The sequence below is a fragment of the Bradyrhizobium ferriligni genome (assembly GCF_056837965.1).
Window position 1 is genome coordinate 96,953 of record NZ_JBXEJO010000009.1, and the last position, 25,860, is coordinate 122,812.

24 protein-coding genes are annotated in these 25,860 nt (G+C 62.5%); 13 read left to right on the forward strand and 11 right to left on the reverse strand.

Features of this window, described 5'->3' with window-relative positions; all coding sequences use genetic code 11:
* Positions 1-6 precede the first annotated feature (6 nt).
* The gene (locus AC1VNY_RS07405; protein WP_482404684.1) at positions 7-819 is read right to left on the reverse strand and encodes an enoyl-CoA hydratase/isomerase family protein; all 813 of its coding nucleotides are present in this window, start codon (positions 817-819) and stop codon (positions 7-9) included.
* Here AC1VNY_RS07405 and AC1VNY_RS07410 point away from each other — a divergent pair, their 5' ends adjacent.
* Positions 820-2,835 carry an AMP-binding protein gene (locus tag AC1VNY_RS07410; RefSeq protein WP_482404685.1) on the forward strand — a complete coding sequence of 672 codons (2,016 nt, stop codon included), beginning with the start codon at positions 820-822 and terminating at the stop codon, positions 2,833-2,835.
* Positions 2,836-2,937: 102 nt separating this feature from the next.
* On the opposite strand, the gene AC1VNY_RS07415 is transcribed toward AC1VNY_RS07410, so the two are convergent.
* Positions 2,938-3,747: an enoyl-CoA hydratase/isomerase family protein gene (locus AC1VNY_RS07415; protein ID WP_028342801.1), complete on the reverse strand. Its 810-nt coding sequence runs from the start codon at positions 3,745-3,747 to the stop codon at positions 2,938-2,940.
* A gap of 132 nt (positions 3,748-3,879) precedes the next feature.
* Between AC1VNY_RS07415 and AC1VNY_RS07420 the strand changes: the two genes are divergently transcribed.
* From AC1VNY_RS07420 to AC1VNY_RS07465, 10 genes are all read left to right on the forward strand, one after another.
* Positions 3,880-5,421 carry a class I adenylate-forming enzyme family protein gene (locus AC1VNY_RS07420; protein ID WP_482404686.1) on the forward strand — a complete coding sequence of 514 codons (1,542 nt, stop codon included), beginning with the start codon at positions 3,880-3,882 and terminating at the stop codon, positions 5,419-5,421.
* Complete coding sequence (locus AC1VNY_RS07425; RefSeq protein ID WP_482404687.1) at positions 5,418-6,599, forward strand: thiolase C-terminal domain-containing protein; 1,182 nt, start codon at positions 5,418-5,420, stop codon at positions 6,597-6,599. The genes AC1VNY_RS07420 and AC1VNY_RS07425 overlap by 4 nt, the downstream gene beginning before the upstream one ends.
* Entirely contained in the window at positions 6,599-7,015 is a 417-nt protein-coding gene (locus tag AC1VNY_RS07430; RefSeq protein WP_482404688.1) for a Zn-ribbon domain-containing OB-fold protein, read from the forward strand. The genes AC1VNY_RS07425 and AC1VNY_RS07430 overlap by 1 nt, the downstream gene beginning before the upstream one ends.
* Positions 7,016-7,182: 167 nt before the next feature.
* Positions 7,183-8,790, forward strand: coding sequence for a carboxyl transferase domain-containing protein (locus AC1VNY_RS07435; protein ID WP_482404689.1), 1,608 nt, complete (start codon positions 7,183-7,185; stop codon positions 8,788-8,790).
* Positions 8,791-8,805: 15 nt separating this feature from the next.
* Entirely contained in the window at positions 8,806-10,800 is a 1,995-nt protein-coding gene (locus tag AC1VNY_RS07440; protein WP_482404690.1) for an acetyl/propionyl/methylcrotonyl-CoA carboxylase subunit alpha, read from the forward strand.
* A 31-nt stretch (positions 10,801-10,831) separates the two neighbouring features.
* On the forward strand, positions 10,832-11,602 hold the full coding sequence (locus AC1VNY_RS07445; protein ID WP_225162484.1) for an enoyl-CoA hydratase/isomerase family protein: 771 nt from the start codon (positions 10,832-10,834) through the stop codon (positions 11,600-11,602).
* Between the two features lie 93 nt (positions 11,603-11,695).
* Positions 11,696-12,898: an ABC transporter substrate-binding protein gene (locus AC1VNY_RS07450; protein WP_482404691.1), complete on the forward strand. Its 1,203-nt coding sequence runs from the start codon at positions 11,696-11,698 to the stop codon at positions 12,896-12,898.
* Between the two features lie 107 nt (positions 12,899-13,005).
* Positions 13,006-13,800 carry an enoyl-CoA hydratase/isomerase family protein gene (locus AC1VNY_RS07455; protein ID WP_482404692.1) on the forward strand — a complete coding sequence of 265 codons (795 nt, stop codon included), beginning with the start codon at positions 13,006-13,008 and terminating at the stop codon, positions 13,798-13,800.
* A gap of 4 nt (positions 13,801-13,804) precedes the next feature.
* On the forward strand, positions 13,805-14,623 hold the full coding sequence (locus AC1VNY_RS07460; RefSeq protein WP_225162487.1) for an SDR family oxidoreductase: 819 nt from the start codon (positions 13,805-13,807) through the stop codon (positions 14,621-14,623).
* Positions 14,624-14,705: 82 nt separating this feature from the next.
* Positions 14,706-15,125 carry a DUF2000 domain-containing protein gene (locus tag AC1VNY_RS07465; RefSeq protein WP_482404693.1) on the forward strand — a complete coding sequence of 140 codons (420 nt, stop codon included), beginning with the start codon at positions 14,706-14,708 and terminating at the stop codon, positions 15,123-15,125.
* Between the two features lie 210 nt (positions 15,126-15,335).
* Here the strand turns inward: AC1VNY_RS07465 and AC1VNY_RS07470 are convergent, their stop codons facing one another.
* Positions 15,336-15,914 carry an enoyl-CoA hydratase/isomerase family protein gene (locus AC1VNY_RS07470; protein WP_482404694.1) on the reverse strand — a complete coding sequence of 193 codons (579 nt, stop codon included), beginning with the start codon at positions 15,912-15,914 and terminating at the stop codon, positions 15,336-15,338.
* Between the two features lie 406 nt (positions 15,915-16,320).
* Between AC1VNY_RS07470 and AC1VNY_RS07475 the strand changes: the two genes are divergently transcribed.
* Complete coding sequence (locus tag AC1VNY_RS07475; RefSeq protein WP_482404695.1) at positions 16,321-16,830, forward strand: ParB N-terminal domain-containing protein; 510 nt, start codon at positions 16,321-16,323, stop codon at positions 16,828-16,830.
* 217 nt (positions 16,831-17,047) lie between these two features.
* On the opposite strand, the gene AC1VNY_RS07480 is transcribed toward AC1VNY_RS07475, so the two are convergent.
* The 7 genes from AC1VNY_RS07480 to AC1VNY_RS07510 all read right to left on the reverse strand — a co-directional run bounded on the left by AC1VNY_RS07480 (position 17,048) and on the right by AC1VNY_RS07510 (position 23,936).
* Positions 17,048-17,449 carry a Zn-ribbon domain-containing OB-fold protein gene (locus tag AC1VNY_RS07480; protein ID WP_038381889.1) on the reverse strand — a complete coding sequence of 134 codons (402 nt, stop codon included), beginning with the start codon at positions 17,447-17,449 and terminating at the stop codon, positions 17,048-17,050.
* Positions 17,450-17,532: 83 nt separating this feature from the next.
* Positions 17,533-18,729, reverse strand: a complete 1,197-nt coding sequence (locus AC1VNY_RS07485) for a thiolase C-terminal domain-containing protein (RefSeq protein WP_038381890.1) — start codon at positions 18,727-18,729, stop codon at positions 17,533-17,535.
* Positions 18,726-20,009 (reverse strand): CaiB/BaiF CoA transferase family protein, encoded by a 1,284-nt coding sequence (locus AC1VNY_RS07490; protein ID WP_375764421.1) that lies wholly within the window; start codon positions 20,007-20,009, stop codon positions 18,726-18,728. Before AC1VNY_RS07490 ends, AC1VNY_RS07485 begins: the two co-directional genes overlap by 4 nt.
* Before the next feature lie 54 nt (positions 20,010-20,063).
* Positions 20,064-21,287 (reverse strand): ABC transporter substrate-binding protein, encoded by a 1,224-nt coding sequence (locus tag AC1VNY_RS07495; protein ID WP_225162493.1) that lies wholly within the window; start codon positions 21,285-21,287, stop codon positions 20,064-20,066.
* 27 nt (positions 21,288-21,314) lie between these two features.
* Positions 21,315-22,280, reverse strand: a complete 966-nt coding sequence (locus AC1VNY_RS07500) for a PDR/VanB family oxidoreductase (RefSeq protein ID WP_482404696.1) — start codon at positions 22,278-22,280, stop codon at positions 21,315-21,317.
* Complete coding sequence (locus tag AC1VNY_RS07505; protein ID WP_482404697.1) at positions 22,277-23,596, reverse strand: Rieske 2Fe-2S domain-containing protein; 1,320 nt, start codon at positions 23,594-23,596, stop codon at positions 22,277-22,279. The genes AC1VNY_RS07500 and AC1VNY_RS07505 overlap by 4 nt, the downstream gene beginning before the upstream one ends.
* A 13-nt stretch (positions 23,597-23,609) precedes the next feature.
* Positions 23,610-23,936, reverse strand: a complete 327-nt coding sequence (locus AC1VNY_RS07510; RefSeq protein WP_028342818.1) for a type II toxin-antitoxin system HicB family antitoxin — start codon at positions 23,934-23,936, stop codon at positions 23,610-23,612.
* A 205-nt stretch (positions 23,937-24,141) separates the two neighbouring features.
* Here AC1VNY_RS07510 and AC1VNY_RS07515 point away from each other — a divergent pair, with 205 nt between their 5' ends.
* A complete protein-coding gene (locus AC1VNY_RS07515) occupies positions 24,142-24,636 on the forward strand; it encodes a MarR family winged helix-turn-helix transcriptional regulator (protein WP_028342819.1) in 495 nt (164 codons plus the stop codon).
* 21 nt (positions 24,637-24,657) lie between these two features.
* Here the strand turns inward: AC1VNY_RS07515 and AC1VNY_RS07520 are convergent, their stop codons facing one another.
* Positions 24,658-25,851, reverse strand: a complete 1,194-nt coding sequence (locus tag AC1VNY_RS07520) for a CaiB/BaiF CoA transferase family protein (RefSeq protein WP_482404698.1) — start codon at positions 25,849-25,851, stop codon at positions 24,658-24,660.
* Positions 25,852-25,860: the final 9 nt, after the last annotated feature.

Sequence of the window (25,860 nt, forward strand, 5' to 3'; positions counted from 1 at the left end):
CCCAATCTATCTGCCCTGCCAGACTGGCCTGCGCTTCTCTGCGAACGCTTTCGGCCCTTCGATCGCATCGAGACTGGCATAGGCCTCCTCATGCCGGCGCTCGGCCGCGACGAGGCCCTGCGCAAGCCCCAGGTCCATCGCGGCAAGCACGCTCGCTTTGGCCGCCTTGACCGACAATGGCGCGCCCTCGACGATTTTCCGCGCCAGCTCAAGCGCGCGTTCGCGCACGGCCTTTGGTGTATCCTCAAGCGAGTTCACGAAACCATGCTCCGCGAGCCGTTCGATCGCGATCGTCTCGCCCGTCAGAACCATCTCCATCAGTAGGGGTTGCGGCACCATCCAAAGCATCGGCACCGCCCACGGGGACCCGCGCCCCATCTTGACCTCGGTTATTCCCGCACGGGTGCCGCGCAGCCCGATCCTCAAGTCGCACTTCAGCGCAAGCATCATCCCGCCGGCCATCAAAGATCCCGTCATGGCAGCAATGATAGGCTTGGAGACCTTCCGCATCGCGTGCTGCATGGGATCACGCATCAGCGTCAGGATATCCACCCCGTCCCTCGCCCGGATTTCCGCGGCCTGCTTCAGATCCAGCCCTGCGCAGAATACCCCGCAATCCGCTGAGGTCAGGATGATCGCGCGGACCGAGGCGTCGGTTTCGACCCTGTCCCAGGCGTCGGTCAGGCCGTTCATCGCCTCGACCGAGAGCGCGTTCTTGCGTTCGGGACGGTCGATGGTCACGGTCGCGATGCCGTCTTCAACGGAATAGCGGACTTGCTCTTTTTCAGCCACGATATCTTCTTCCTTGAATTCTAACATTTGTTAGAATACATCGCCGCACGCCAGATGCAAGAACATGGCGCAGCTCTTGAGGCAGGAGGAAGCAAGATGGCGTATCTCTGGACGCCCCCCGCGGAACTGGTGGAGCAGAGCAACCTGAGCGCGTTTCTTCGCGCCACCGGGCAGCCGGACTACGACACGCTGGCGGCCAAGGCCGACGTCGATCCAGCCTGGCTCGCGCAGGAAGTGTTCGGGTTCTGTGACGTTCGCTTCTATCGCAAGCCCGAGAAGATCCTTGATCTTGCACGGGGCGAACCGTGGGCGCGCTGGTGCGTTGGCGGGACCACGAACATCGTCCTCAATTGCATCGACAAGCACCGCGGAACTGAAGTCTGGGACAAGACATTCCTGGTCTGGGAAGGCGAAGACAGGCGCGAGCAGCGGCGACTGAGCTACGCCGAGTTCGCATCCGCTGTCGAACGGCTAGCATCGGGCCTGCGCAAGCTCGGCATCGACAAGGGCGACGTCGTCGCGATCTACATGCCCAACCTGCCCGAAACCTTTATGGCTTTCTTTGCAATCCTGAAGATCGGGGCGATCGTGATGCCCCTGTTCTCCGGCTTCGGTCCCGACCCGATCAGGGCGCGGCTCAACCATGGTGAAGCGAAGGCCGTCATCACCGCGAACGGTACCTGGCGTCGAGGCGCGCCGGCTCCGCTGAAATCGGTTCTCGACGAGGCCCTGGAGACCGCACCAACCGTCCAGCATGTGATCGTGGCAAACCGCGGCGGGCTCGGCATCGACACCCCCATCCAGGCGGGACGCGACCACTGGTGGGATGAGATCGCCAAGGAGGAGGCAAACCTTCCGACCGTCGAGATGGACGCGGAAGATCCTGCCATCCTTCTCTACACGTCGGGAACGACCGGCGAACCAAAGGGCTGCGTGTGGACGCATATCAGCTTCATTGGCTCAATGGTGACGCGGGATATGATCATCTGCGGCGACTTCAAGCCAACGGATCTGTTTTTCTTCTTCAGCGACATGGGATGGATGGTGGGCGCGATGTGCGCCTGCATTCCAAGCTTCGCAGGCGGCAGACTCCTCGTGGCCGAGGGGACGCCCGATTATCCCGATACGGGACGCTTCTGGCGCCTGATCGCCGATCACAAGGTCACCTATCTCGGTGTTTCACCGACCATCGTGCGCGGCATGATGCGCCATGGCGAGGAGGTCCAGCGGTACGACCTCTCGAGCCTGCGAATGACTGCTTCGGGCGGCGAGGCCTGGACCGAGACACCGTGGCGATGGTTCTTCGAACACGTCTGCAAGTCAAAGATCCCAATCATCAATATTTCCGGCGGAACGGAAGTCGGCGGCTGCATCTTCACCGGCACCCCCAACCATCCAATGAACCAGTGTTCGTTCTCCCGGCCGGCCCTCGGAGTCGGCGCGGATATCGTCGACATGGCGGGTAACCCTGTCCCCGACGGCGAGGTCGGCGAGCTGGTGCTGCGTCATGCATCGATCGGGCTCACCAAGAGCCTGTGGAAGGACGACCAGCGCTATCTCGAGAGCTACTGGAATACGATTCCGGGAATCTGGGTGCATGGCGACTTTGCCATGCGCGGCAAGGACGGTCTCTATTACATTCTTGGCCGCTCGGACGACACCCTCAAGATTTCGGGCAAGCGCGTCGGTCCGGCAGAGCTCGAGGGCGTGCTGACCGCAACCGGCAAGGTCGCGGAAGCTGCCGTCTTCAGCGTCCCGCATCCGGTCAAAGGCTCCGCTATCGTTTGTGCTTGCGTGCCGAGCCCTGGTGCGAAAGACCTCCGCGCGCTGTCGGAAGAGCTTGCCCAGGCCCTGGTGCACGGAATGGGCACCTCGTATCGCCCGGAAAGGGTATTGCTGGTCGATGACCTGCCGAAGACGCGCAACATGAAGATCATGCGCCGTGTGCTTCGCGCAGTCTTCGAAGACAAGGACCCCGGCGATCTGTCGGCGCTCGCCAACCCCGAGGCGATCGACCATATCCGTCAGAAGCTCAAGGGATAGCTGCTGGCCCGGATTGGCCCGGACCAGGCGACGTCGCTTGGTGTGAAGTGAGACATCAAGGCAACCACTCAGGTCGGTTGCCTTGACGGGGATCAGACGATCCTAGATCGGGCAATCCTTGGGGAAAGCTGGCTTGCGCTTCTCAAGGTGCGAGGCCAGGCCTTCGCGGGCCTCATTGCCGGCAAAGCCGAGGATTTCGAGGGCGGTTGACGTGTCGAACAGCGGCCCGTTGACGCGAAGCCAGTTGTTCAACGCATATTTGGTCCAGCGGATCGCACTCTGTGCGCCGGTGGCGAGATCCTGCGCCGTTTCCAATGCGATGCCTTGCAGCTCCGCATCTTCGACGCACAGCGAAACCAGGCCGATCCGCTCGGCTTCCTCACCCGACAGCGGCTTGCACGTGAGCAGATAGTACTTTGCCTTCGCCAGTCCGCAGAGCAGCGGCCAGATGATACAGGCGACGTCGCCAGCGGCGACACCGAGCCGGGTGTGGCCGTCCACGATCCGCGCCGATTTGCCACAGATCGACACGTCGGCAAGGATCCCGACGACGAGGCCGGCGCCCACAGCGACGCCGTTGATCGCCGAGATGATTGGCTTGTTGCAGTTGATGACGTTGTAGACGAGATCCTTGGCCTCCTTCCAGGTCGCCATCCGCGCGGCCGGATTGTCGAGCAGTGACTTGATCAACTCGAAATCGCCGCCGGCCGAGAATGCCTTGCCCGCCCCCGTGACAATCACGGCGCTGATGTCGGGATCGCAGTCGATGTCTCTCCAGATGTGAGTGAGCTGTGTATGGGTCTCGGCGTCGACGGAGTTATAGGTCTCCGGTCGGTCGAAGGTGATCCGAAGGATCCGTTCAGCCGGATAGTCGAGCTTCAACCTCGTGTAGGCCGCGTACCGATTGGACATATTGATCTTCCCGCTTTTGGCGCCTAAGAAGCGCTACCAATTATTTCTAACAGATGTTAGAATTTGTAGTCGGCCGGCGCAAGCACTGGCTCGAAACAAGAATGTCGAAAGACAGCGCTCGAGGAAACGTTGATGGAAATCGGGCTCAGTATCCAGACAGGCGGCGGATCCGGCATCGGAACCGTCGGTGCACTGTTCGAGGTCTGTGCGGAGCTTCATGCCAACAGGCCTGCGATCGAATACCGCGGCCGGCACGTGACCTATGGGGAGTTGCGCGACCGGGTCCGTCGGTTGACCGTCCTGCTTGCCGCGCGGGGCCTGCAACGTGGCGACCGGCTTGGCCTGCTGTCGCGCAACCGTCCCGAATATCTCGAGATCGAGTTGGCGGCCGCCAATCTCGGGATCATCACGGCTTGCCTTAACTGGCGGTTGTCGGAGCGCGAACTCTCCTATTGCATCGAACTGGTGTCGCCCAAGCTGCTGCTGGTCGAGGCCGACCTCGCAGCAAGCCTCCCGCCGGCCGCGAAGGCGAATCCAATCCTGGAGATCGGATCTCAATACGAAAGCGAGCTTACGCGAGCAGACGGGCGGGCATCCCCGTCTGTCGCCGAACCGGAAGATGGGCTCGTCATTCTCTACACCAGCGGAACGACCGGCCTGCCGAAAGGTGCCGTGATTTCGCACCGCGCGATGGTCATGCGGGCGTTGGTATTCTCCTCCGAACTCGGTATCGCTCCGCACGACACATTCGTCGCATGGGCCCCCCTGTTCCACATGGCCTCGACCGATCATGCGCTCGCCACCCTGCTGCGCGGCGGAACTGTCGTTGTGATCGACGGCTTCCAGCTGGAACCGCTGCTGATGGCCGTTTCCCAACACGACATCGGCTGGCTGGTCCTCATTCCCGGCATGGTAGAGGCGCTTATCGATGGTCTGAAAGCGCAACGCACCAAGGTGAAGGGAGTGCGGGTGTGCGGAGCCATGGCGGATCTGGTCGCCCCGCACGCCATTGCCGAGGTCACCGAAATGCTCGGCGCTCCCTATCTCAACAGCTTCGGCTCGACCGAGACCGGCCTGCCGCCGGCGACGCGGGCGCTGATTGCGCCAGGCGATGTGCCGGCCAGCCTGTCCAAGCGGCAAAATGCGTTCTGCCAGATCAAGCTGGTGGATACCTCCGACAACGAGGTCGCGCCCGGCGAGCCCGGCGAGTTGGTCATTCGCAGCCCGACACTATTCTCCGGCTATTGGCGCGCGGACGAGACTAACACGCGCGACTTCCGCGGCGGCTGGTTTCACATGGGCGACGTGTTCAGGCGCAACGCCGACGGATCGCTCGATTTCGTCGACCGCGCCAAATACCTGATCAAGTCTGGCGGCGAGAATATCTATCCCGCCGAAATCGAACGCGTCCTGCTAGGCGACGATCGGATCGCGGAAGTCGCAGTGGTCCGCGCTGCCGACCCGAGGTGGGGAGAGGCCCCCGTCGCCTTTGTCGCGTGCCGCGAAGGGGCTGCAATGACGGTAGCCGAGCTCACCGAACTGTGCCGACGCGAGCTGGCGAGCTACAAGCGGCCGCGCGAATTCCGTTTCATTGCCTTCGGTGAATTCCCTCGCTCGACAAGTGGCAAGGTCCAGCGCCACGAACTCGAACGCCTGTTGAAAGCTTCCACATGAGCGACACCAGCCTGAGAGGAAAGGTTGTCGTCATCGGCATCGGATTGTCGGCGGTCGGCAAGGTGCCGGGCCGCAGTCCACTCTCGCTTGCGGCAGAGGCCGCGGCAAACGCACTCGCCGACGCCGGCCTCGCCAAGAGCCAGGTGGACGGCGTACTGTCGAGCCATGCCTTCGCCTCCCCGTTCCATCGCTTCAGCGTTGCCTTCAGCGAATATTTTGGAATCCGTCCGATCTTCTCGAACACGTTGCAGGTGTCCGGCGCCACGGCGGCAACGATGTTCAGCATTGGTGCGGCCGCCGTTCACGGCGGCCTCGCCAAGGTAGTGCTGCTGGTCGCGGCCGACAGTCTGATGACGGGGCTGACGCCTGATCTGGCGCTTCGTTCGCTCACCGAAAGCCGGGATCAGCAATACGAGATGCCGTTCGGCATTCCGGTTGCCAACACTTTCGCAATGACCGCGCACCGGCATATGAGGGAGTTCGGCACCACGCCCGAGCAGTTGGCGGAGGTCGCCGTCGTGCACAGGCGTCACGCGGCGCGGACCGCCGGCGCGCAGCAGACGACACCGATCACCGCAGCGGACGTGCTCAATTCGCCTATGGTCACCACGCCCTATCACAAGCTCGACTGTTCGCTGATCTCGGACGGTGGCGCGGCATTTGTCCTCACGTCGGCCGAGCATGCGAAGGCCCTCGGGATCGAGAAGCCAATTTTCGTCCTCGGTTGCGGCGAATGCTACACCCACGAACACATCTTCCTGATGCCGTCCCTGACCACGACCGGTGCCGTCGAATCCAGCCGGCGGGCCTACGCAATGGCCGGCTACCAGCCGCGCGATATGGATGTCGCCGGCATCTATGACTGCTTCACGGGCACCGTGGTGATGATGCTTGAGGACCTCGGCTTCTGCCGGAAGGGTGAAGGCGGCCCGTTCGTCGCCGACGGACAAATGAGCTACGGCGGCCAAATTCCCTCCAACACCCATGGCGGCCTGCTGTCATTCGCGCATTCCGGAATGCCTGGCGCCCTGTTCCACTTCCATGAGGTGATCGCGCAGCTGCGTGGGCAATGCGGCGAGCGGCAGGTCGACGGCGCCGCGCTCGGGCTGGTGCACAGCCTCGGAGCGGGATTCGCCACCAATGCCACGGCCATTCTGGGCACTGAGGGAGCGCTGTGATGGCATCCGAGAATTCCACCCGAAAGCCCCTGCCCGCTCCGGATGCCGATACGACCGCATTCTGGCATGGCTTGCGCCACGGCAAGCTCCTGCTGCAGCACTGCCGCCGATGCCGCAACGTGCAGTACTACCAGCAAACCACATGTCGCGAGTGCGGCGGCGATAAGCTCGTGCACAGGCCCGCGACCGGCCGCGGCAAAGTGCACTCCTTCAGCGTGGTCTATCGGGCTCCCGGCCCCGCATTCAAGGTGGATGTCCCCTATGCCGTGTTGCTCGTCGAACTCGACGAAGGGCCGCGCATGATCAGCACCCTGACGGGGAGCGATCCGGCGGACGTCACCTTCGACATGGAGGTCGAGCTCGCATTCGACCAGGTCTCTGACGACATAACTCTGCCGCGCTTCCGGAAAGCCTGAGGGATCCGCATGAGTTCTGCTTGCATCCGCGCACGATCAATTCTAACAATTGTTAGAATTTTGCAGCACCTCGATTTTGTGGCGCTCGCACCGCCGACCCACCGGTCGATTTACACCAGCGGCAGGTCACCGACGGGCTTGCCGCGCAGCCGCCAGGACCACCCGCAATGGCAATCATGAAATCGGATGTCGTCACCTCGACCGAGGACTACGCCCGCAACCGCAGCGCCTACGCCGAACGCGTTGCGGATCTCAGGCGGCGCCGGGCCACGGCAGCACTGGGCGGTCCGGAACGGGCACGCAAGCTTCACAAGGAACGCGATCAGCTGCTGCCGCGCGAGCGGATCGCGGCGCTGATCGATCCCGGATCACCGTTCCTCGAATTCTGTCAGCTGGCCGGCGACGGCCTGTACGAAGGCGTGCCGCCCGGCGGCAGCATCATTACCGGCGTTGGAATGATCTCCGATCGTCCCTGCATGATCATCGCCAACGAGCCCACCGTAAAGGGCGGCACCTATTATGGTATCACATGCAAGAAGCATGTTCGTGCGCAGCGCTTCGCCTGGCAGCACCGTCTGCCCTGCGTGACCCTGGTCCAATCCGGCGGCGCCAACCTGCCCGACCAGCCCAATATCTTCCCTGACGATGGCCAGTTTGGCTCGATCTTCTACAACCAGGTCAGGATGTCGGCTGAAGGCATCCCGCAAATTGCGGTGGTGCACGGTCCCTCTACCGCGGGCGGCGCCTACATTCCCGCATTGAGCGATGAGACCGTCATCATCAGAAACCAGGGCGCCATGTTCCTCGGCGGGCCGCAGCTGGTCTATGCGGCGACCCGCGAAGAGGTCGGCATCGAGGCACTCGGCGGCGGCGAGATGCATAGCCGCGTGAGCGGTGTCACTGACCATCTCGCCGAAAACGACGCCCATGCAATTGCCATCACGCGCGAGATCGTCGCCAGTCTCGGCGAGATTCCCCGGCAAACCCGGACCGTCGCCCCGGTGCGCGAGCCACACTTCGACCCCAACGAAATCTACGGCCTGATCAGTTCGGATCCGCGCATTCCCACCAATAATCGCGATGTCCTCGCGCGTCTCGTCGACGGCAGTGAATTCCATGAGTTCAAGCCGCTCTATGGCGACACGCTGGTGACCGGCTTTGCGCGAATCATGGGCTTCGAGATCGGCATTCTCTGCAACAACGGCGTGCTGTTCTCCGAAAGCGCGCTGAAAGCGACGCACTTTATCGAGCTGTGCTGCAAGCGCGACATCCCGCTGCTGTTCATGGCGGATGTCACGGGATTCATGGTTGGCCGTGAAGCCGAGGAAGGCGGCATCACCAAGAACGGCGCAAAAATGATCACGGCAATGGCAAGCGCCAATGTCCCGAAATACACGCTCATCATGGGTAATGCCTACGGCGCAGGCTACCTCGCGATGTGCGGCCGGGCGTTCCGGCCAAATGCCATGATGATGTGGCCAAATGCCCGTTCCGCCATCATGGGTCCCGACCAGGCCGCGACCACGCTCGCGATGGTTCGCGACGAGGTGCACAAACGCGAGGGCACGAGTTGGACGGACGCAGAGCGCGAGGCCTACATGGCGCCGACCCGGCGAACGTTCGAGGATTTCGCCAATGCCTACAATTTCGCCCGCAACACCTGGTGCGACATGGTGATCGATCCGCTCGAAACCCGCAGCGTGATGGCGCTGTTGCTTGACCTCGCCGGGCGCGTCCCGCGTCAGCACACCGATTTCGGCGTGTTCCGGATGTAGACGAAGGGGGCCGCCATGTTCAGGAAAATTCTGATTGCCAATCGAGGCGAAATCGCCTGCCGCATCGCCCGCACCTGCCAACGGCTCGGCGTTGCGGTTTCCACCGTGCACTCCACCGCAGATGCCGACGCCTTGCACGTCAGGGTTATCGGTGAATCCATCGGGATCGGCGGCGCGCCGGCATCGGAAAGCTATCTGCGGATCGATGCCATCATCGCCGCCGCGAAAACCACCGGCGCGGAAGCGATCCATCCTGGCTTCGGCTTCCTCGCGGAAAACACTGACTTTGCCCGGGCGGTCGAAGCAGCCGGACTGGTATTCATCGGACCGACGCCGGATATCATCGAGCGGCTGGGCGACAAGGCATCCGCGAAGCGGGAAGCCGTCGCCGCCGGTGTCCCCACGGTACCCGGAAGCGAAGCTCCGAGCGAGGATCGCATCGAAGTCGAACGCAGCGTCCGTCGGCTCGCACTGCCGGTCATGCTCAAGGCCGCGGCCGGCGGCGGTGGCAAGGGAATGCGGGCGATCTCGACCTATGACGGACTTGCCGACGAAATCGAGTCCGCGATGCGTGAGGCAAGGAATGCTTTCGGCGACGCAAGGCTGATCGTAGAGAAACTGATCCTGCAAGGCAGGCACATCGAGGTGCAAATCGCGGGTGACGGCGACGGCAACGTGATCCACCTGTTCGAACGTGAATGCACGCTGCAGCGTCGCCACCAGAAGCTCATCGAGGAAGCGCCAGCTGCCAACCTGGCTCCCGCCTTACGCCAGCGTATCCTCGACGATGCTGTCCGGCTCGGACGCAGGCTCAGATATCGTGGCGTCGGCACGGTCGAATTCATCGTCACCGGCACCGACCATTATTTCCTGGAGGTCAATCCCCGGCTCCAGGTCGAGCATCCCGTAACCGAGATGGTTACCGGCATCGACATCGTCGAGGCCATGCTCCGCATCGCCGCCGGCGAAGGCCTGCCTATGAAGCAGGGCGAAGTGTTGTGCCAGGGCCACGCGATCGAGGCGCGGATCTGCGCCGAAGATCCAAACGACAGCTTCATGCCATCCACTGGAGAGCTCGCCCATGTCAGGTTCCCGTCCAGCGGCATTCGCGTCGAGACCGGCGTCGAAAGTGGGTCGATCGTTACGCCCTATTACGACTCGATGCTCGCCAAGCTGATTGCTCATGCCGCCTCCCGCGATCAGACGCTCGACCAACTCGATCGCGCGCTCGGTGAAACCTCGATCTTCGGTGTCGTCACCAACCGGGATTTTCTCCGGCGATTGATCGCCTTGCCTGCGACCCGGGCCGCGACTTTTCATACCCGTCTGATCGACGAACAGATCGATGCGCTCGCGGCCACCGCTGGCGACATTGACCCGGAAGCGCTGGCGGTTGGTGCATTTTTCTGGATGATGCGCCAGCGCGCTGCCGCTTCCGGCAACCCCTGGCAGTCCAACAGTCTGACCGGCTGGCAGATGGCGGCAGCCGATGACGGCTTGTCACCGATCCCCATTCTCCACCTTGAGGCCGCAGGCGACAGCGCGGAGATCCGCTTTGCGCCCTTGCAGCCAGATGGCGCGATGCTGATCGGTGTCGACGATGACAGGATTCGGGTGCAGCTGTCGCCACTTGCCGATGGCATGTTCGCAGCCACAGTCAACGCGCGCTGCGAGATCGTGCGGATCGTACAGAAAGACCAGGCGATCTTCGTGCACGATCCGCGCCGCGCCCATACCATGACCGCGATCGCCTACCTCAGATACATCAGCACCGACGCCGAGATCAGCGGCGAACTGCGTGCCCCGATGACCGGCGTGGTGTTGAAGATCAATGTCACGGTCGGTAGCCGCGTGAAGGCAGGCGATCCGACCGTTGTCATGGAATCCATGAAGATGGAACTGCGCATTGCCAGCGAGGTGGACGGCGTCGTGACCGCCGTCCACTTCAAACCCGGCGACACCGTCGAGCGAAACGCCGTCGTCGCCGTCGTCGAGCCTGACCCGCAATAGCCACCTCCTCACGAACCCTTCAGGAAAGCACATGTTACGATTGGGAAGTGTAAATTATGATGTTCAGGGCAACATCGCGATCCTGACGCTCGACGAACCCAAAAAGCTGAACGCACTGACCAGCGGCATTCGCATGGGCATCCGCGAAGGACTACAGCGGGCTGACCAGGACGATGCGGTACGTGTCAGCATCATCACCGGCGCCGGTGGCAAGGCATTCTGCGCTGGCGCCGATATCGGCACCTTCGATTTCGATCCGGAGAAAGCGCGCGCGTTCTTCATCGACGCCATGGAGGTCCTGAGCGCTCCCGAACGCGCACTCAAGCCGGTGATCGCCGCGGTCAACGGAATAGCCTATGGCGGTGGATTTGAGCTCGCCATTGCATCCGACTTCATCCTGGCGGCCGAGAGCGCTCGCTTTGCCGTACCCGAGATCAAGCTCGGGCTGCTGCCCGGCTTCGCTATCGTTCGGCTTCAGGACATCGTCGGGCGCGCAAAAGCCAAGGAAATGAGCATCCTCGGCGACCCTGTCGACGCCGCGGAAGCAAGTCGTCTTGGACTCGTATCGCGCGTCGTTCCCGACGAACGTCTTCTCGTCGACGCAATCGCGTTCGCGCAACGCATCGCCTCACAGCCTCGCCTTGCCGTGCAGATGGCCAAGTCCTTTTACAATCGCGGTCTTGGCGGCAACGAGATGCGTCATGCGATCGATGGGTTTCCGTTCCTGCTGATGCACGCCGATGCACGCGAAGGCATCAATGCATTCCGGGAAAAGCGCGAGCCGCGATTCGATAAGACGTAGCCGTAACGGCTGCGTTCGGCCCGACCACATCGTCGCGCAGACATCTGGGCGGCCGACCATTCCACTGTCCGATAAAACAATGAGGGAGAACACGTGAAGAGGAATTTCCTGGCCCTGGCCATCCTGGTTGCGACAGCGTCGACCGCCTCCGCCCAAATCTCGAATGACGTGGTCCGGATTGGCGTGCTGACTGACCTGTCAAGTTGGGGACGCGACAACAGCGGTCCCGGCTCGGTCGAGGCGGCGAAAATGGCCGTTGAGGAGTTTGGCCCGACAGTGCTCGGAATGCCAATCGAGATCGTCAGCGCCGACCACCAGATGAAGACCGACGTCGGCCTGCAGATCGTTCGCGACTGGTTCGACAACGGCAAGGTCGACGCGGTAGCGGACATTCCGAACTCGGGAATTGCGATCGCCGTTCACAATATGGTGCGGGAGCGCAACAAGATCGCGCTGCTGTCCGGCCCGGGCGCGAGCTCCCTGACCGACGAATTGTGCAGCCCCAACACCGTACATTTTTCTTACGATACCTACGCGCTATCCAAAGTGACGGCGTCGGCTGTTATCAAGGAGGGTGGCAAGTCCTGGTTTTTTGTCACCGCCGACTACGCGTTCGGCCAGCAACTCGAGAAAGACGCGACGCGTTTCATCAAGGAGCTGGACGGCAAGGTACTCGGCAACGTGCGGCATCCGACCAACACAGCCGACTTCTCGTCATTTGTACTGCAGGCGCAAAACTCCAAGGCGGATGTTGTGGCCTTTGCCAATGCTGGCCAGGACACCGACAATGCCATCAAGCAATCCGGTGAATTCGGCCTGGTTCAGGCCGGCCAGAAGCTTGTTGGCCTGCTGATGTTCGATACCGACGTGCACGCTGTCGGCCTGCAGGCCGCACAAGGCACTTACATGACGACGGCCTCCTACTGGAACATGGATGACAAGACCCGCGCCTGGTCAAAGAGGTTCTTCACCCGGACCAACGTCATGCCGACCATGATTCACACCGGCGTCTACGGCTCTGTGCTGCACTATCTCAAGGCGATCAAGGCCGCCGGCACAGATGATCCCGCCGCGGTCATGGCCAAGATGCGCGAACTTCCGGTCGAGGACACCTTCGTACATGGCGCCAGGCTGCGCGAGGACGGGCGGGTGATCCGTGACATGTACCTGGCGCGCGTAAAGAAGCCATCAGATTCGAAGGAGCCGTGGGACTATCTCGAGATCGTCAAGACAATCCGGGGTGAAGACGCATATCGGCCTGTCAGCGAATCGAAGTGCGCGCTTCTCAAGAAGTGAAACGACCTGATCGGCGCAAAGAGCGAGCGAAGGCCACTGCTTGGCCGGGCGGATTTTGGAAACAAGTAAGGCAAATCATTGCCGAACATCGGAAGGACGATCAGTTCGTGACCACAGCATCATCTCCAATCGAACTCGTCGTTGCCGACAGGATCGGGACGATTTGGCTGAACCGGCCGGAGCGAGGCAATGGGATCGAGCTCGGGCTGGCGACTGCGCTCAGGGCAGCTGCCTTCGACCTCGAACGTGACGCCAGCGTCAAGGTCGTCGTCATCCGAGGCCGCGGAGCAAATTTCTCGGTCGGCGGAGATCTTCGAGCTTTCTCCGCTGCCGGCGCCACCTTCCCGCGGCTTGCAATGGACATCATTACTGCTTTCCACGACGCGCTCGTTTCACTGAGATGCTCAGGAAAGCCGGCTATCGCCGCGGTGCACGGGGCTTGCGCCGGCGGAGCAATGTCCCTGGCGTTGGCCTGTGATTTCGTTCTAGCCGCCGACACGGCACATTTTTCAGTAGCGTACCGGCGGCTGGGCGTTCCCGCCGATGGCGGCATGAGTCACTCGCTGACGCGCCTGGCGGGGCCAAGACGAGCGCTGGAGTTGATGCTCCTCTCTGACCGCACAAGCGCAAGCGAGGCACTGTCGCGCGGATTGATCACGAGAGTATGTGCAGAGCAGGAGCTCGAGGCCGAGCTGACCCGAATGGCGCGGGCGCTAGCCGATAACTCACCCGCCGCAAGCCGTGCGGTGAAAGCCCTGGTCTGGAGCGCCGATACCGCAACGTTCGACGAACAACTGTCGGCCGAGCTAGCTTCATTCGTCGACTGCGCCTCCTCGGCGGACTTTCGCGAGGGCATGAAGGCGTTCAACGATAGGCGGCCGCCAATATTCGCAGGCGAGTGAGAAAATGGGATCCCTGGACGGTAAGGTCGTTTTCATTACAGGCGCGAGCCGCGGCATAGGCCGGGAGATCGCGCTTAAATTCGCATCGGAAGGAGCGCGAGTTGCGCTCGCGGCCAAATCGAGCGAGCCGCATCCAACTCTTCCCGGAACTATCCATACAGTGGCCGAAGACATTCGTAAGCTCGGTACCGCCGCCCTTCCCCTCCGTGTCGATGTGCGCGACGCAGACGCACTCGCAAACGCCATCGAAAGGACGGTTCAGGAATTCGGCGGGTTGGACATCCTCGTGAACAATGCCAGCGCCATCAGTCCGACCGGATTGCTCGATACGCCGGCCAGGAAGTTCGATTTGCTGAGTGCGGTGAACGGCAGGGCGACCTACATCTGTGCCTATCATGCTGTACCGCACCTGAAGCGGTCGTCAAATCCCCACGTTCTCACCTTGTCGCCGCCACTGCCAAGGTCGGCGATCTGGCTCGGCAAGTATCCCGCATACGCCACCTCGAAGTACAGCATGACGATGTACACGCTGGCGCTGGCCGAGGAATTTCGATCGTTTGGAATTGCCGCCAATGCTCTTTGGCCAAAGACCATGATTGCGACCGATGCCGTGCGTGTGCACTACGGGTCGGATTATCGCCGCAGCCGCTCGCCTTCAATCATGGCCGATGCGGCACACTTCATCGTTACGCAAGACAGCCGCGCATTCTCGGGCAGAACCTTGATCGACGAGGAGGTTTTGCGTTTGCAGGGTGTCGACGACCTGTCGGTCTATGCAATAGATCCTGCCAGCCAGCTTGCGCCAGACATCTTGATCGAATGACTGCAGCAACGATCGGGGAAAGCTTCCCGGCAGGGAAGCATCGAGGTACTCGGACTTAGCCGGCTGCAGGAATGGCTTCCGAATGAACATCGTCAGCGCGCGCGTTGCCATTATTGTGAATCCAGCCTTGCCGCTCGGGTTGATTGCGAACACAGTTGCGGCCTTGGGCATCGGTATCGGCGCCGCGGAGCCGGACCTCGGGGGAAACCTCTTGACCGACGGTAACGGGCTCACCGTCCGGACCAGTGCAAACCGTCCGGTACCAATTCTGCAAGCCACGCCCGAAGCGCTGTCCGTACTGCTGACGCGCGCGCAGCCATTGGCGAGCGGCGCCGTTTTGGTACCTTTCCCGCAATTCGCCAGGGGGCTCCACCGCTTTGAGGACTATCTCGCCGAATTTCCGCTGCGCGCGCTCTCGAACGAGACGATCGACGGCTTGGGCTTCTACGGGCCTGAGAAATGGGTTCGGTCGCTGACGGGCAATTTGAAGCTCTTGCGCTGAAGATATCGCCGCGTCATGGACCTGAGGACTGACCTCATCATGAGCATGGTCGTGTACCCTTACGCCATGGCGCCATCTCCGCTCAAGCATAGCGTCAAGGTGCTCTCGCTGGGAGATCAGAACCTTTCAGCCCTCATGAGCCACGTTTCAAGCTCACCGGGAAGCTCTCGAGTGCGAGCGTCCGGCTACCTCAAGGGGAACCGTGTGACATTAGAGCTTCTGGATTTCGGCTGGTGGCCGGCCGGCCCGCAGGCCTTCCCGAGCCGAAGCTCTCCTCATCACGGTGGCAAAGCTTTTGCGCTCGTCGGCCAGGCCTTCGGCCAACGGACGGTCGAGAGCTGACCGGGTAAGGCGCTTGGCAAAGGCCAGGCCTTCGGCACTTCGGCCCGACAGCTCAGCGCCGATCTCAAGGGAGCGCGCGAGCGGATCGGCGACAACTTCATGCACAATTCCGATTTCGTGCGCGCGCTGTCCCGTCACTGTCAGGCCACGAAGGATCATCTCGAGCGCCCTGGCCTCTCCAACGATCCGGGGCAAACGCTGTGTACCGCCACCACCCGGAAAGATGCCGATGCGCGTTTCCGGAAGTCCGATCGCCGTAACACTGCTCCCGGCGATGCGCAGGTCGCATGCCAACGAAAGCTCGAAGCCACCTCCCATGCACAGGCCATTGATTGCCGCAATGACCGGCTTGTCGACGGCTGCAATCGCATCCGTCAGCGCGTGGAAACCAGGTGGTCGAGGACCCAGGCGACGACGGGGCGCGAGACGCTCCGCGCTCAATGGCATCTGCGGCCTCGGAGAGTTCCGCAACGTCGTAGTGACGGATGAAAATGCCGGGTAGGCCCCCTGTAATGACAATGACCCGGACCGATGGGGCCATTCCTGCAGCGGCGACCGCATCGAACATCTCAGCCGCCCCGGCGGCCGTCATGGTGCCGAATGGGACGTTAGCATAGGTGATGACACGGACCGCGTCGCGATCCTGGATGGAAACAAGGGGCATAGCCTACCCTCACCGCAACCGCTCGCCGGACAATCACGCGTTGGCGTTGCACCGCTCAGAATGCGCCCGGGTCCCACACCGATCAAGCCTCGGCGCGCTAAGATTGCCATTGCAGCCGCGCGGTTCATTCTTAAAATCCTGCCTCCCCGGCATGCGTTTCGGACGGGCCTGTACAGCGGAGTAGACGTTATGCCCAAGCCGGAAAGCTTCCCAATCGAGAAGATCTACGTTCCCGTGAAAAGAAGGAAGGCAATCAAGCCTCAAGTCGTCGAGGAGATCGCTGGAAGCATTCTGGAAATCGGACAACAAACCCCCATTCTCGTCAGACCCGACGAAGACCGCTTCGTTCTGGTCGAGGGACTACAGCGGCTCGAAGCTTGCAAGGCGCTTGGAGAGACGACGGTTGTGGGCATCGTGGTCTCGGCGGAGGATGCTCAGCAAAGGACGCTCTTGTCCGAGGGACCCGAAGCAGATGCAGAACGCGACAAGATGGCGCGATTGAAAAAGCTGCGTCTCGAGAAGGAAGCTGCAGAAAGTTCGATTGCTGCCTTGAACAGGACGGATAAGGAGCGAACCCGCTCGGCAAGGGGCGCGGGCGAGAACCCGGGAACATCGCCAAGCCGGGCCTCAGCACCGACGCCGAAAAAGACGTTGTCGGAGTGGATCGCCCAGCAGAAGCGCGACGGTGGCCGTTATTGATTGCCCGCTTTCGGTCTTGCATCCGACGCCATCCATCCGGCGATGGATTTTTCTTGACCTCTCGCTGCTCAGGCGATCTTCCAAGTCACGGCAATACTTGAACTTTCGCCCCATCCATCCCTGCGCTTGTTTGAGCCCGCTTAAGCCAAGGAAACAACGTCGACACACCGGGTCCGGCTCGTCTGCGTCTGATATTCTTGCCAATCCACAAAACTTGTTAGCCGGTCGAGTGAGCGCCCACCCGGTCAGCGCCTTGCTTCAGCCGCCATTGCAGCAACGAAAAGGATGGGTCGGACGCCGGGTGATGTTCGAAGACCCCTCCAACCTCAGTTCCGATGATCACGGTCTGGCGCGGGTCGCCCAGCAGATTACCCACCATGCGCACGCCACCGGCGTGTGGCAGCTCGACGAGCAGCGCGAGATATGGGCCGTGCTGCTTTAGCGCCGGGTGCGACGGATGCCACACGCGTTCCCAACTGTAGATGCGGCCGGTCGGCTCGACGTCAGTCCACGTAAGGTCAAAGGAATGACAATTGTGGCAAATCCATTCGGGGCCGAATTGCCAGGAACGGCAGCCGGCGCAGCGTTGCACCAGCAGGCGGTTTTCCCGCAGGCCCATCCAATACGGTGCCGAAAGCCCATCTGGGTCACTGACCGGAATGGGCAACCCGGCGGGAAGATAGTGCGCACGTGAAGACCCACTCATAGCGTCGCCTCTGAACCCAGAATGAGGTTGCTGGCCGGCGTCACCATCGGGCCGCCGATCACGAGCGCCACATCATTTCGTCGAGACTGGCTCGCCGATGCGCCACGCACCTGACGAACCGCTTCAAGCACCAGCTCAAAGCCGTGCATGTAGCATTCGGCAAGGTTGCCGCCACTGGTGTTGAGCGGGAGCCTCCCGGATGGAGCGATCAAATTGTCGAAAGTCAGGAAGTCGTTGGCCTTCTCGGGCCTGAAGAAGCCGTGCTCCGCCAGCGCCATCACGACACCGCCGGTGAAGTTCTCGTACGCCTGGACCACACCGACATCTGACGGCCCCACCCCGGCCATGCGGTACAGATCGGGCGCGACAGTGTCGAAGTTCGCGGTGGCGTAGAGCGGCGCGTTGTGCGCCGTTGCCGCCGCACGATGCCCGGATCCGAAGGCCGCACCGAGCAGATAGGCCGGCTTGTGCCGGAAGTCGCTGGCGCGCTCTGCCGATACCAGCACCAATGCAGCTGCGCCGTCATTTTCCATGCAGCAATCGTAAAGATGGAAGGGCTCCACGATCCAGCGCGAGGCATCGTATTTCTCGACATCCAGCGGCTTGCCCCGCATCACCGCGCGCGGGTTGGCCTGGGCATGATGATAGGAGGCGAGCGCAATCGCGCGCAAAGCCTCCTGTCGCACGCCATGCTCGTGCATGTAGCGCTGCACCCGCATGGCAAAGCGCTGCGGGGGAGCCAGCACCCCATAGGGCATCAGATAGGACCGTTCGCCCGAAACGGTGTGAATCCCGGCCGCCTGTCCGAAACGCCCATATTGGCCCTGCGCCAATGAGCGGAACACCACGACACAATCGGCAAGGCCCGCGACGATCGAGGCGGCCGCATTGGCAACCGCCGCGCTGCAACCGCCGCCGCCCCCGCCCCATTGCATGGTCGCGGAGCGCAGTCGATGCGTCCCCAGCGCCGCAGCCAGCCGTGACGCCTCGCTGCGATCGTCGCTGTAGGACGAGAAGCCATCGATCTCGCGGGGATCGAGCCCGGCATCCTCGCAAGCCGCCAGGATCGCCTTCAACGCGAGCTTGAATTCCGGATCGGGAGAAGCGCCATGACGATAATATTCGGTTTCACCGATCCCGATCACGGCCACACGCCCCCGCAGCGTCCGCTCGTCTCGCGCGCGCCCGGTCACGGTTTGGCATCCTGTCGCGAAGCCTCGCTGCCGAACGCACCGCCTCCGGCAAGGCGCGCGATCTCCCTCTTGTCGTAGCCGAGCAACTCAAGCAGCACGTTCTCGGTGTGCTGCCCAACTGCCGGTGCCGCAACGGGATCCACGATCGGTGTCCGCGAATACCGGATCGGCAGGTTCACGTTCGGCACCCACCCCACCGTCTCATGCGGGATCCGGGTGACGATCCCGCGCTCCCTCGCCTCGGGCGAACGGATCGCCTCGCCGACGGTGCGCAGCTGGCCGCAGGGCACGCCGGCCGCCCGCATCCGCGACTGCCAGTGCGACCAGGGCTGCCGGGCAAAGGCATCGCCGAGGATCGCGAACAACTCCTCGCGCCGGCGGATTCGATCGGGGCCGGTTGCATAGATTTCGCCCCCCGCGAGATCCTCGCGCTCGAGAACCTGCGCCATCAGGCGCTGGAAGATCTTGTCATTGCCGCAGTTGATATAGAAGGAGCAATCGCTGGCCTGGAACACACCGGACGGACACGTGTCCGGGCTGGTGTTGCCGCTTCGCTTCGGATCGGCACCGCTAAAGAGCGACTGCGTGGTCGCGTAGCCGGTCATCAGGACGGCGTTCTCGAACAACGACACCTCGATGGCCTGGCCGTGCCCGCTACGCTCGCGCGCGAACAAGGCGCCAAGGATCGCATTGCTGGCCATCATTGCAGTGCTGATATCCATCACCGGCGACAATGCGCGCACGCCCTCGCGATCGGCATAGCCGTTCATCGACACGAAGCCGCTCTCGACCTGCGCGATCGGATCAAAGCCGAGCCGGTCCGAAAATGCCCCGTCGCGGCCATAGGCCGACACCGAGCAGTAGATGATCTCGGGTTTGATCTTGCGGCAGCTCTCGTAGTCGAGCCCCAGCCGTGCCATCACGCTCGCAGAAAAATTCTCGACAAGGACGTCCGCCGTCGCGATCAGCTCGCGCGCGACCTTCAGACCCTCGGCCGATTTGAGATCGAGGGCAATGCTGCGCTTGTTGCGGTTGGTCCACAGGAACGGCGCGCCGTGCCTGAGATCGGGATGCACCGGGGGATAACGGCGCAGATCGTCGCCGCGGCCCGGCGCTTCGATCTTGATCACCTCGGCCCCCATGTCGGCAAGGATCATGGTCGCAAACGGCCCCGCGATGAAATGCGAGAAATCGATCACCCGGATCCCCTCGAGCGCCGCCGGCGCTCCAGCGGGACGAGGCGTGTGCTCGGGGAAGTCGGCTACAAGCTGATCCAGCATCGGGATATCCGTCAAATTTGAGAAGTGTTGACCCAAGGATCGCGGCCGTCATCGTCAATTGCCCTTCGGCGGGTCGACGAGCGAGCAACCACCCTGGTCGAGCGGTCGGAAGGCTTCCGGCCCGGACAGCACGCCGACCTTCTCGAGGAGATCCCACTTGCTCTTCGACGCATTGGGGCTCTTCACCTTCAGGATGTACATGTTGTGAATGGCGCGGCCGTCGGCGCGCACCACGACCGGCCCGAACAATGCGTCATCGATCGGCTTCTCCTTCAGCTTCTGGATCACGGCCGGCGCGTCATTGGTTCCCGCCGCCAGCGCCGCGTTCAGATAGGCCAGCACGGAGGAATAGACGCCGGCGTGGAAGGCGGTCGGCGACTGCCCATGCTGCCGCTCGCTGAATTTGGCCGACCAGGCGCGGCTGGCATCGTCGAGGTCCCAGTAGAACGGCTGCGTGATGATCAGCCCCTCCCCGACCGCAAGCCCGCTCGACTCGACATCGTTGGTGGTGGTCAATAACGCGGCGAAGGTACGCCCGCTCTGCTTCAGCCCGAATTCGGCGGATTGCTTGATCAGGCTGACGGTGTCGCCACCGGCGGTCGCGAACGCGATCACGTCAGCGCCCGAGCCTTCGGCCTGCAGGATGAACGAGGCATAGTCCGCATTGTTGATCGGCACATTGACCGATCCGAGAACGGTCCCGCCACCGGCACCGATCACCGCCGTCCCGTCGCGCACCATCGATTTGCCGAGCGCGTTGTCGGTGGCGATGAAGTACCATTTCTTGCCGCCGTGATGCACGAGATAGGCGCCGATGGTGTGAGAGGCCGCCCAGGTATCGAAGGTCCACTGAATCGTATTGGGCGAGCAGTATTTCCCGGTCAGGTCGGACGACGCCGCACTCGATGCGATCAGCGCCGCTTTGGTGCCGCGCACGACCTCGTTGACCGCCAGCCCAACGGCCGAGTTCGGCACGTCGGCGACCGCATCGACCTTCTCCTGATCGATCCAGCGGCGCGCGATGGCGGCGCCGACATCTGCCTTGTTCTGGTGGTCCGCCGAGACGATGTCGACCTTGAAATCCGGATGAAGCCGCATGAAGTCCTCGGCCGCCATTTTGGCCGCTGTCACCGAACCTTCGCCGGCATTGTCCGAGTAAGGGCCGGACGCGTCGTTGAGTACGCCGATTTTCAGGGACCGCGCGGCGACCGCCGACGCCGGCGAACCGGCACAAAAGGCCAGGAGAGCTATTCCGGCTATCTGCGAAAGATACTTCATTGTTTCCACCCGTCGTATGTTGTTGTGTTAGAGATCGAGCACTAGCGTTCGGGACTTGGCGCCCGAGCAGCAGATCATGACGCTCTTGTTCGCCGCCTGCTCATCGTTGCTCAGGAACTGGTCGCGATGATCGGGTATGCCCTCGAGCACGCGCGTCTCGCAGGTGCCGCAGACACCTTCGGTGCAGGCATAGTTCGCGGCTATCCCAGCCTCCAGCAGCGCATCGAGGATGGTCTTGCCGGCCTCGACCGCGATGGTGCGGTTGCTTCGCGCCAGCTTGACGTCGAAGCCACCTTCGGTGGCTGGCGCTTCCCGGGCCTTGAAATATTCGACATGTACGTGATCGGCCGGGCGACCGGCCGTCGCCGCCTCGAGCGCCTCGAGCATGGGCACCGGACCGCAACAGTAGAGATGCGCGCGAGGCGGAGCATTCCTGACGAGCGCCGGGAGATCGAACACCCGTCCCGATCGCTCGTCGTCGAAATCGAGATGTACCCTCGATCGATATGTGCCGAGTTCGTCGAGGAATGCGGCAGCGGCGCGCGTCCTCGCGGCATAGAACAGCTCCCAGTGACGTCCAAGCGCCTCCAGCCGTCGGATCATCGACAGCAGCGGCGTGATGCCGATGCCCCCGGCGATCAGGACAGAATGGTCGACCTCCTCATGGAGCGCGAAGTTATTCCGCGGCTCGGAGATCCTTATGATGTTCCCGACCCTGACGGTGTCGTGGACGAAACTGGATCCACCCCGGCTCTCGCCATCCCTGTTCACCGCGATGACATACCGGTGCCGCTCGCATTGGTCGTTTACCAGCGAATAGCTGCGGATCATGCCGTTCGGCAGATGCAGGTCGATGTGGCTCCCGGCCGTGAACGGCGTCAGTTCGCCGCCCGCCGGGGCAATCAGCTCATACGAATTGATCCGCTCAGCCTCATATCCGATACGCTTGACCAGGACCTCCATCGTACCAGCCGTATGTTTGAATGCGCTCACAGCTCGTACCCGAAATCGGCGCCAAGCTTCGCGCGCATGAACGGCGCGCCGACGTCAACCCAAGAATCCTCCGGCGGCAACCGCAGCGAGACCGCTCGCACCATGAACACGTCCGGGTCCAAGACTCCTTTGGGTTTGATCGCGTGATCACGATAGGCGCCAAGCGCTTCAAGAATGAAACGTCGCGTCATCGCGATGCCGGTATCACTTGAGCAGAGCGTCTCCTTGGTACGATCAAAGATCGGAGAGACGCCGCTTTGGCAGGCGCCGTCCTGCACCCAGAGCCCCGGCAGGCCCGAGAACCAGGTGGTCCGCTGCGCCTCATAGTCGAACTGAAAGCCGTTGTTCGGATTATATTTCGTCCAGTAGCCTGCGTACGGGACCGTCACCGGGTGCTGGACGAGCGCGTGGCGGCTGGCATGACCACTCTCGCGGCCCTTGTGCCCTTCGGCGAAGACCTGCCGGGTTTTCTCCAGCAGCGGCTCCGAGGGATGATAGGAGAACATGATGCAGAGCGTGTTCTCGTCATCGATCGGCACCCAGGCGTGCCCGCTCAAATCCGGGAACGGCGACAGCGGAGGCACCAGCGTATAGAACGGCAGCAGGAACTGGTTGACCCGCCAGTACAGCGTGTTGGCATCGTAATTGCGCCGCGCGGCGATGCTCATGCCGAAATCCTGCTTGATGCATTCGAAGGTCGGGCGCAGGTCGCGCTTCTGGATCCAGGCGCTCGTCGTGCCCTGCGCATCCAGCCGTCCATGAAGCAGCGGCGCGTGCGCCGAATCGATCTCTCCCTCGACCGCCTGCAGCCAATTGCACTCCTGGACGCGAACCGAGATGTGCACCTGCTCGGCCGGCACCAGATTCCATTCGAGGTTCGGCAGCGGCGGAAGCTCGGCCTGGTCGGGACCCATATAGGTCCAGATCATTCCGTTGCGCTCCTTGCAGGGATAGGCCTTGATCCGCACCCGCTCCTTGAGGCGGCTGCGCACTGGCTCTGCCGGCATGTCAGTCACGGCGCCGGTGACGTCGAATTTCCAGCCGTGATAGACGCAGCGCAGCCCGCAATCCTCATTTCGCGCAAAAATCAGCGGCGCTCCGCGATGCGGACAGGCCTGGTCGACCAACCCGACGCGCCCCTCGGTATCGCGGAAAGCGACCAGGTCCTCGCCGAGCAGCCGGATACGCTTCGGCTGTCCGTCCTTGGGAAGATCCGCCGACGGCAGGAAGGGAATCCAGTACAGGCGAAAGAGCTCGCCGAGCAGCGTGCCCTTGCCGACCCTCACCAGGCGTTCATTGTCTTCGCGCGAGAGCATGGGTTTGCCTCCTTCAATTGCGTGTGGCCGGGCCCGCCGCGCCGCCGAGAAGCGTGGCGACACGGTCAGACAGTCCGAGATCGTGAGCGGTCCAAAGCGGATCGGATGCGGTGAGCGGCTTGCGTGGGATCGGAGGCTGCTTGCCCTCCTCCACCAGGCCGACGATCAATTCAATGCGCCGCCGCTCGAGCTCGCGCAGAGCCTCCTCGACGACGGCGGCTTCCGCCGTGCACCCCGGCAGCTCCGGATAGGCAAGGCGAACCCGCCACTGCCCCGGCTCGGTTTCGACCGCCTCCGCCTCAAGCAAATAGGGAATCGACAGCAGCTCACGCAGGTCCAAGTTTCAACCTCCCTGAACGACGTCTTCGCATCGCATTTGATACGTATACGTACTACATCATCGGAAGGCTGACAAGAGCCGAGGGCGACCCTGTCTCCCTCAGAAGAGGCTGGTGACGTGGTTCGCCACAGGGTTGAGGACGATCAGCCAAGCTGCTAACGGCTAGGACGCAATTCGCAGAACGCAGTTGGGATCCGACAACGGCATGGCAGCCGATAAAGGCAAGCAGACAACCTCGGCGGCAGACGTTGCACGCGACTGGCAGCTCGAGGGTGGTGTCGGATTCCTGTTGCGTCTGCTGGAGGCCCGCTACGACGGGCTCTATCAAAGCATGACGCGCCAGAGCGATATCACGCCGCGGCAGTTCGGTGTGCTGATGGCGCTGTATCAGTTAGGTCCCCTAACCCCCTCCGTACTAGCGGACCGGATCAGTTGCGACCGCAACACGCTCAGCGAAATGCTGAAGCGCATGGTTGCGCGCAGACTGGTCTCGAAGAAAGACAATCCGGACGACCGCCGCTCGCTCCAGGTGCAAATCACGGCTAAAGGCGAGGATGCGCTTCTCGCCGTCATTCCGGCCGCCGCCGAGCTGCAAAACATCATGCTGGCCCCCCTTCGCAAGGAGGACCGCGCGCATTTCCTGAAATGCCTGCTGGCGATCGCGAAGGCTCCGCCGCCGGACAGTCCGGCCGATACCTGAAATCGCCGGCGTCCAGCGGCCCTACGCCTGCACCTTCCCGAACGTACCTGCAGCGGCAAGCGTCGCGATTGCGTCCGGCGACAGGCCCAGGATCCGCGACAGCACATCGTCCCGCTGCGCGCCGATCCCGGGAACTTGACGTCCCATCGGCGTATCGGCCCCGGACATCTGCCATGGCGCATTGACGCCGACGAAGTCACCGGCCCCGTCCGAGACGGTCCCAAACACCCCACGTTGGCGCAAATGGGCATCGGTCAGCGCCGCGCCCGGCGTCCGGTACTCGGCGCAGGGAACACCGGCGCGATCCAGCGCCGCGATGCATTCAGCAACGGTGTGGCGTTCGGTCCATTTCTCGATCACCTGCATCATGGCGGTCCAATTGGCGCCGCGCGCTGGAATGGTCGAAAAGCGCGGATCGTTAACCAGCTCTTCCTGCCCGGTCACCTCGCACAGCGCCGCGAAATTACGCGGCGTGACCGGGGCGATCAGGATATCGCCATCGCGCGTGCGGACTGGCCCATACGTCGGGCGCGGCGAACGGATCGGGAATTGCGCTTCCTGAAGCTCATAGACCAGCAGATTCAGCATGCAGTCCATCAAGGCTATATCGACGCGCTGTCCTTTCCCGGTGCGCGTACGCTGGACCATCGCGGTCTGGATCGCGGAATAGCCGAAGATGCCGCCGAGGATATCGGCGACAAAAATCGCGCCCGGCGCGGGACGCTCCCGGTCACCGGCATAACGCATCAGGGAGTGATCGAATCCGCTCTCGGCATGGACGATCATCGCATAGGCCGCGCGCTCGGCCGCTGGGCCTGACTGGCCATAACCCGAGATCGAGCAATAGATGAGGCGCGGGTTGATCTCGCAAAGCGTCTCGTAGCCAAGACCAAGGCGGTCCATCACGCCAGGGCGGAAATTCTCGACGAGAATGTCCGCCTCCGCGACCATTCGATGTACGAGCCTGATGGCGTCGGCATTCTTCAGGTCCAGCGCCAGGCTACGCTTGCCGGCATTGAGCTGGCCGAAATAGGTGCTGTGGCCTTCGCGCAGCGGCGTTCGCAGCCGCATGTCGTCGCCTTCCGGAGGCTCGATCTTGATGACCTCGGCGCCGACGTCGGCGAGCAGCCGCGCGCAATACGGCCCCGCCACCATGATCGAGAAATCGAGCACGCGCACGCCGGCGAGCGGCGCCCTGTCGCTATCCTTCTGCATCCGATCTCT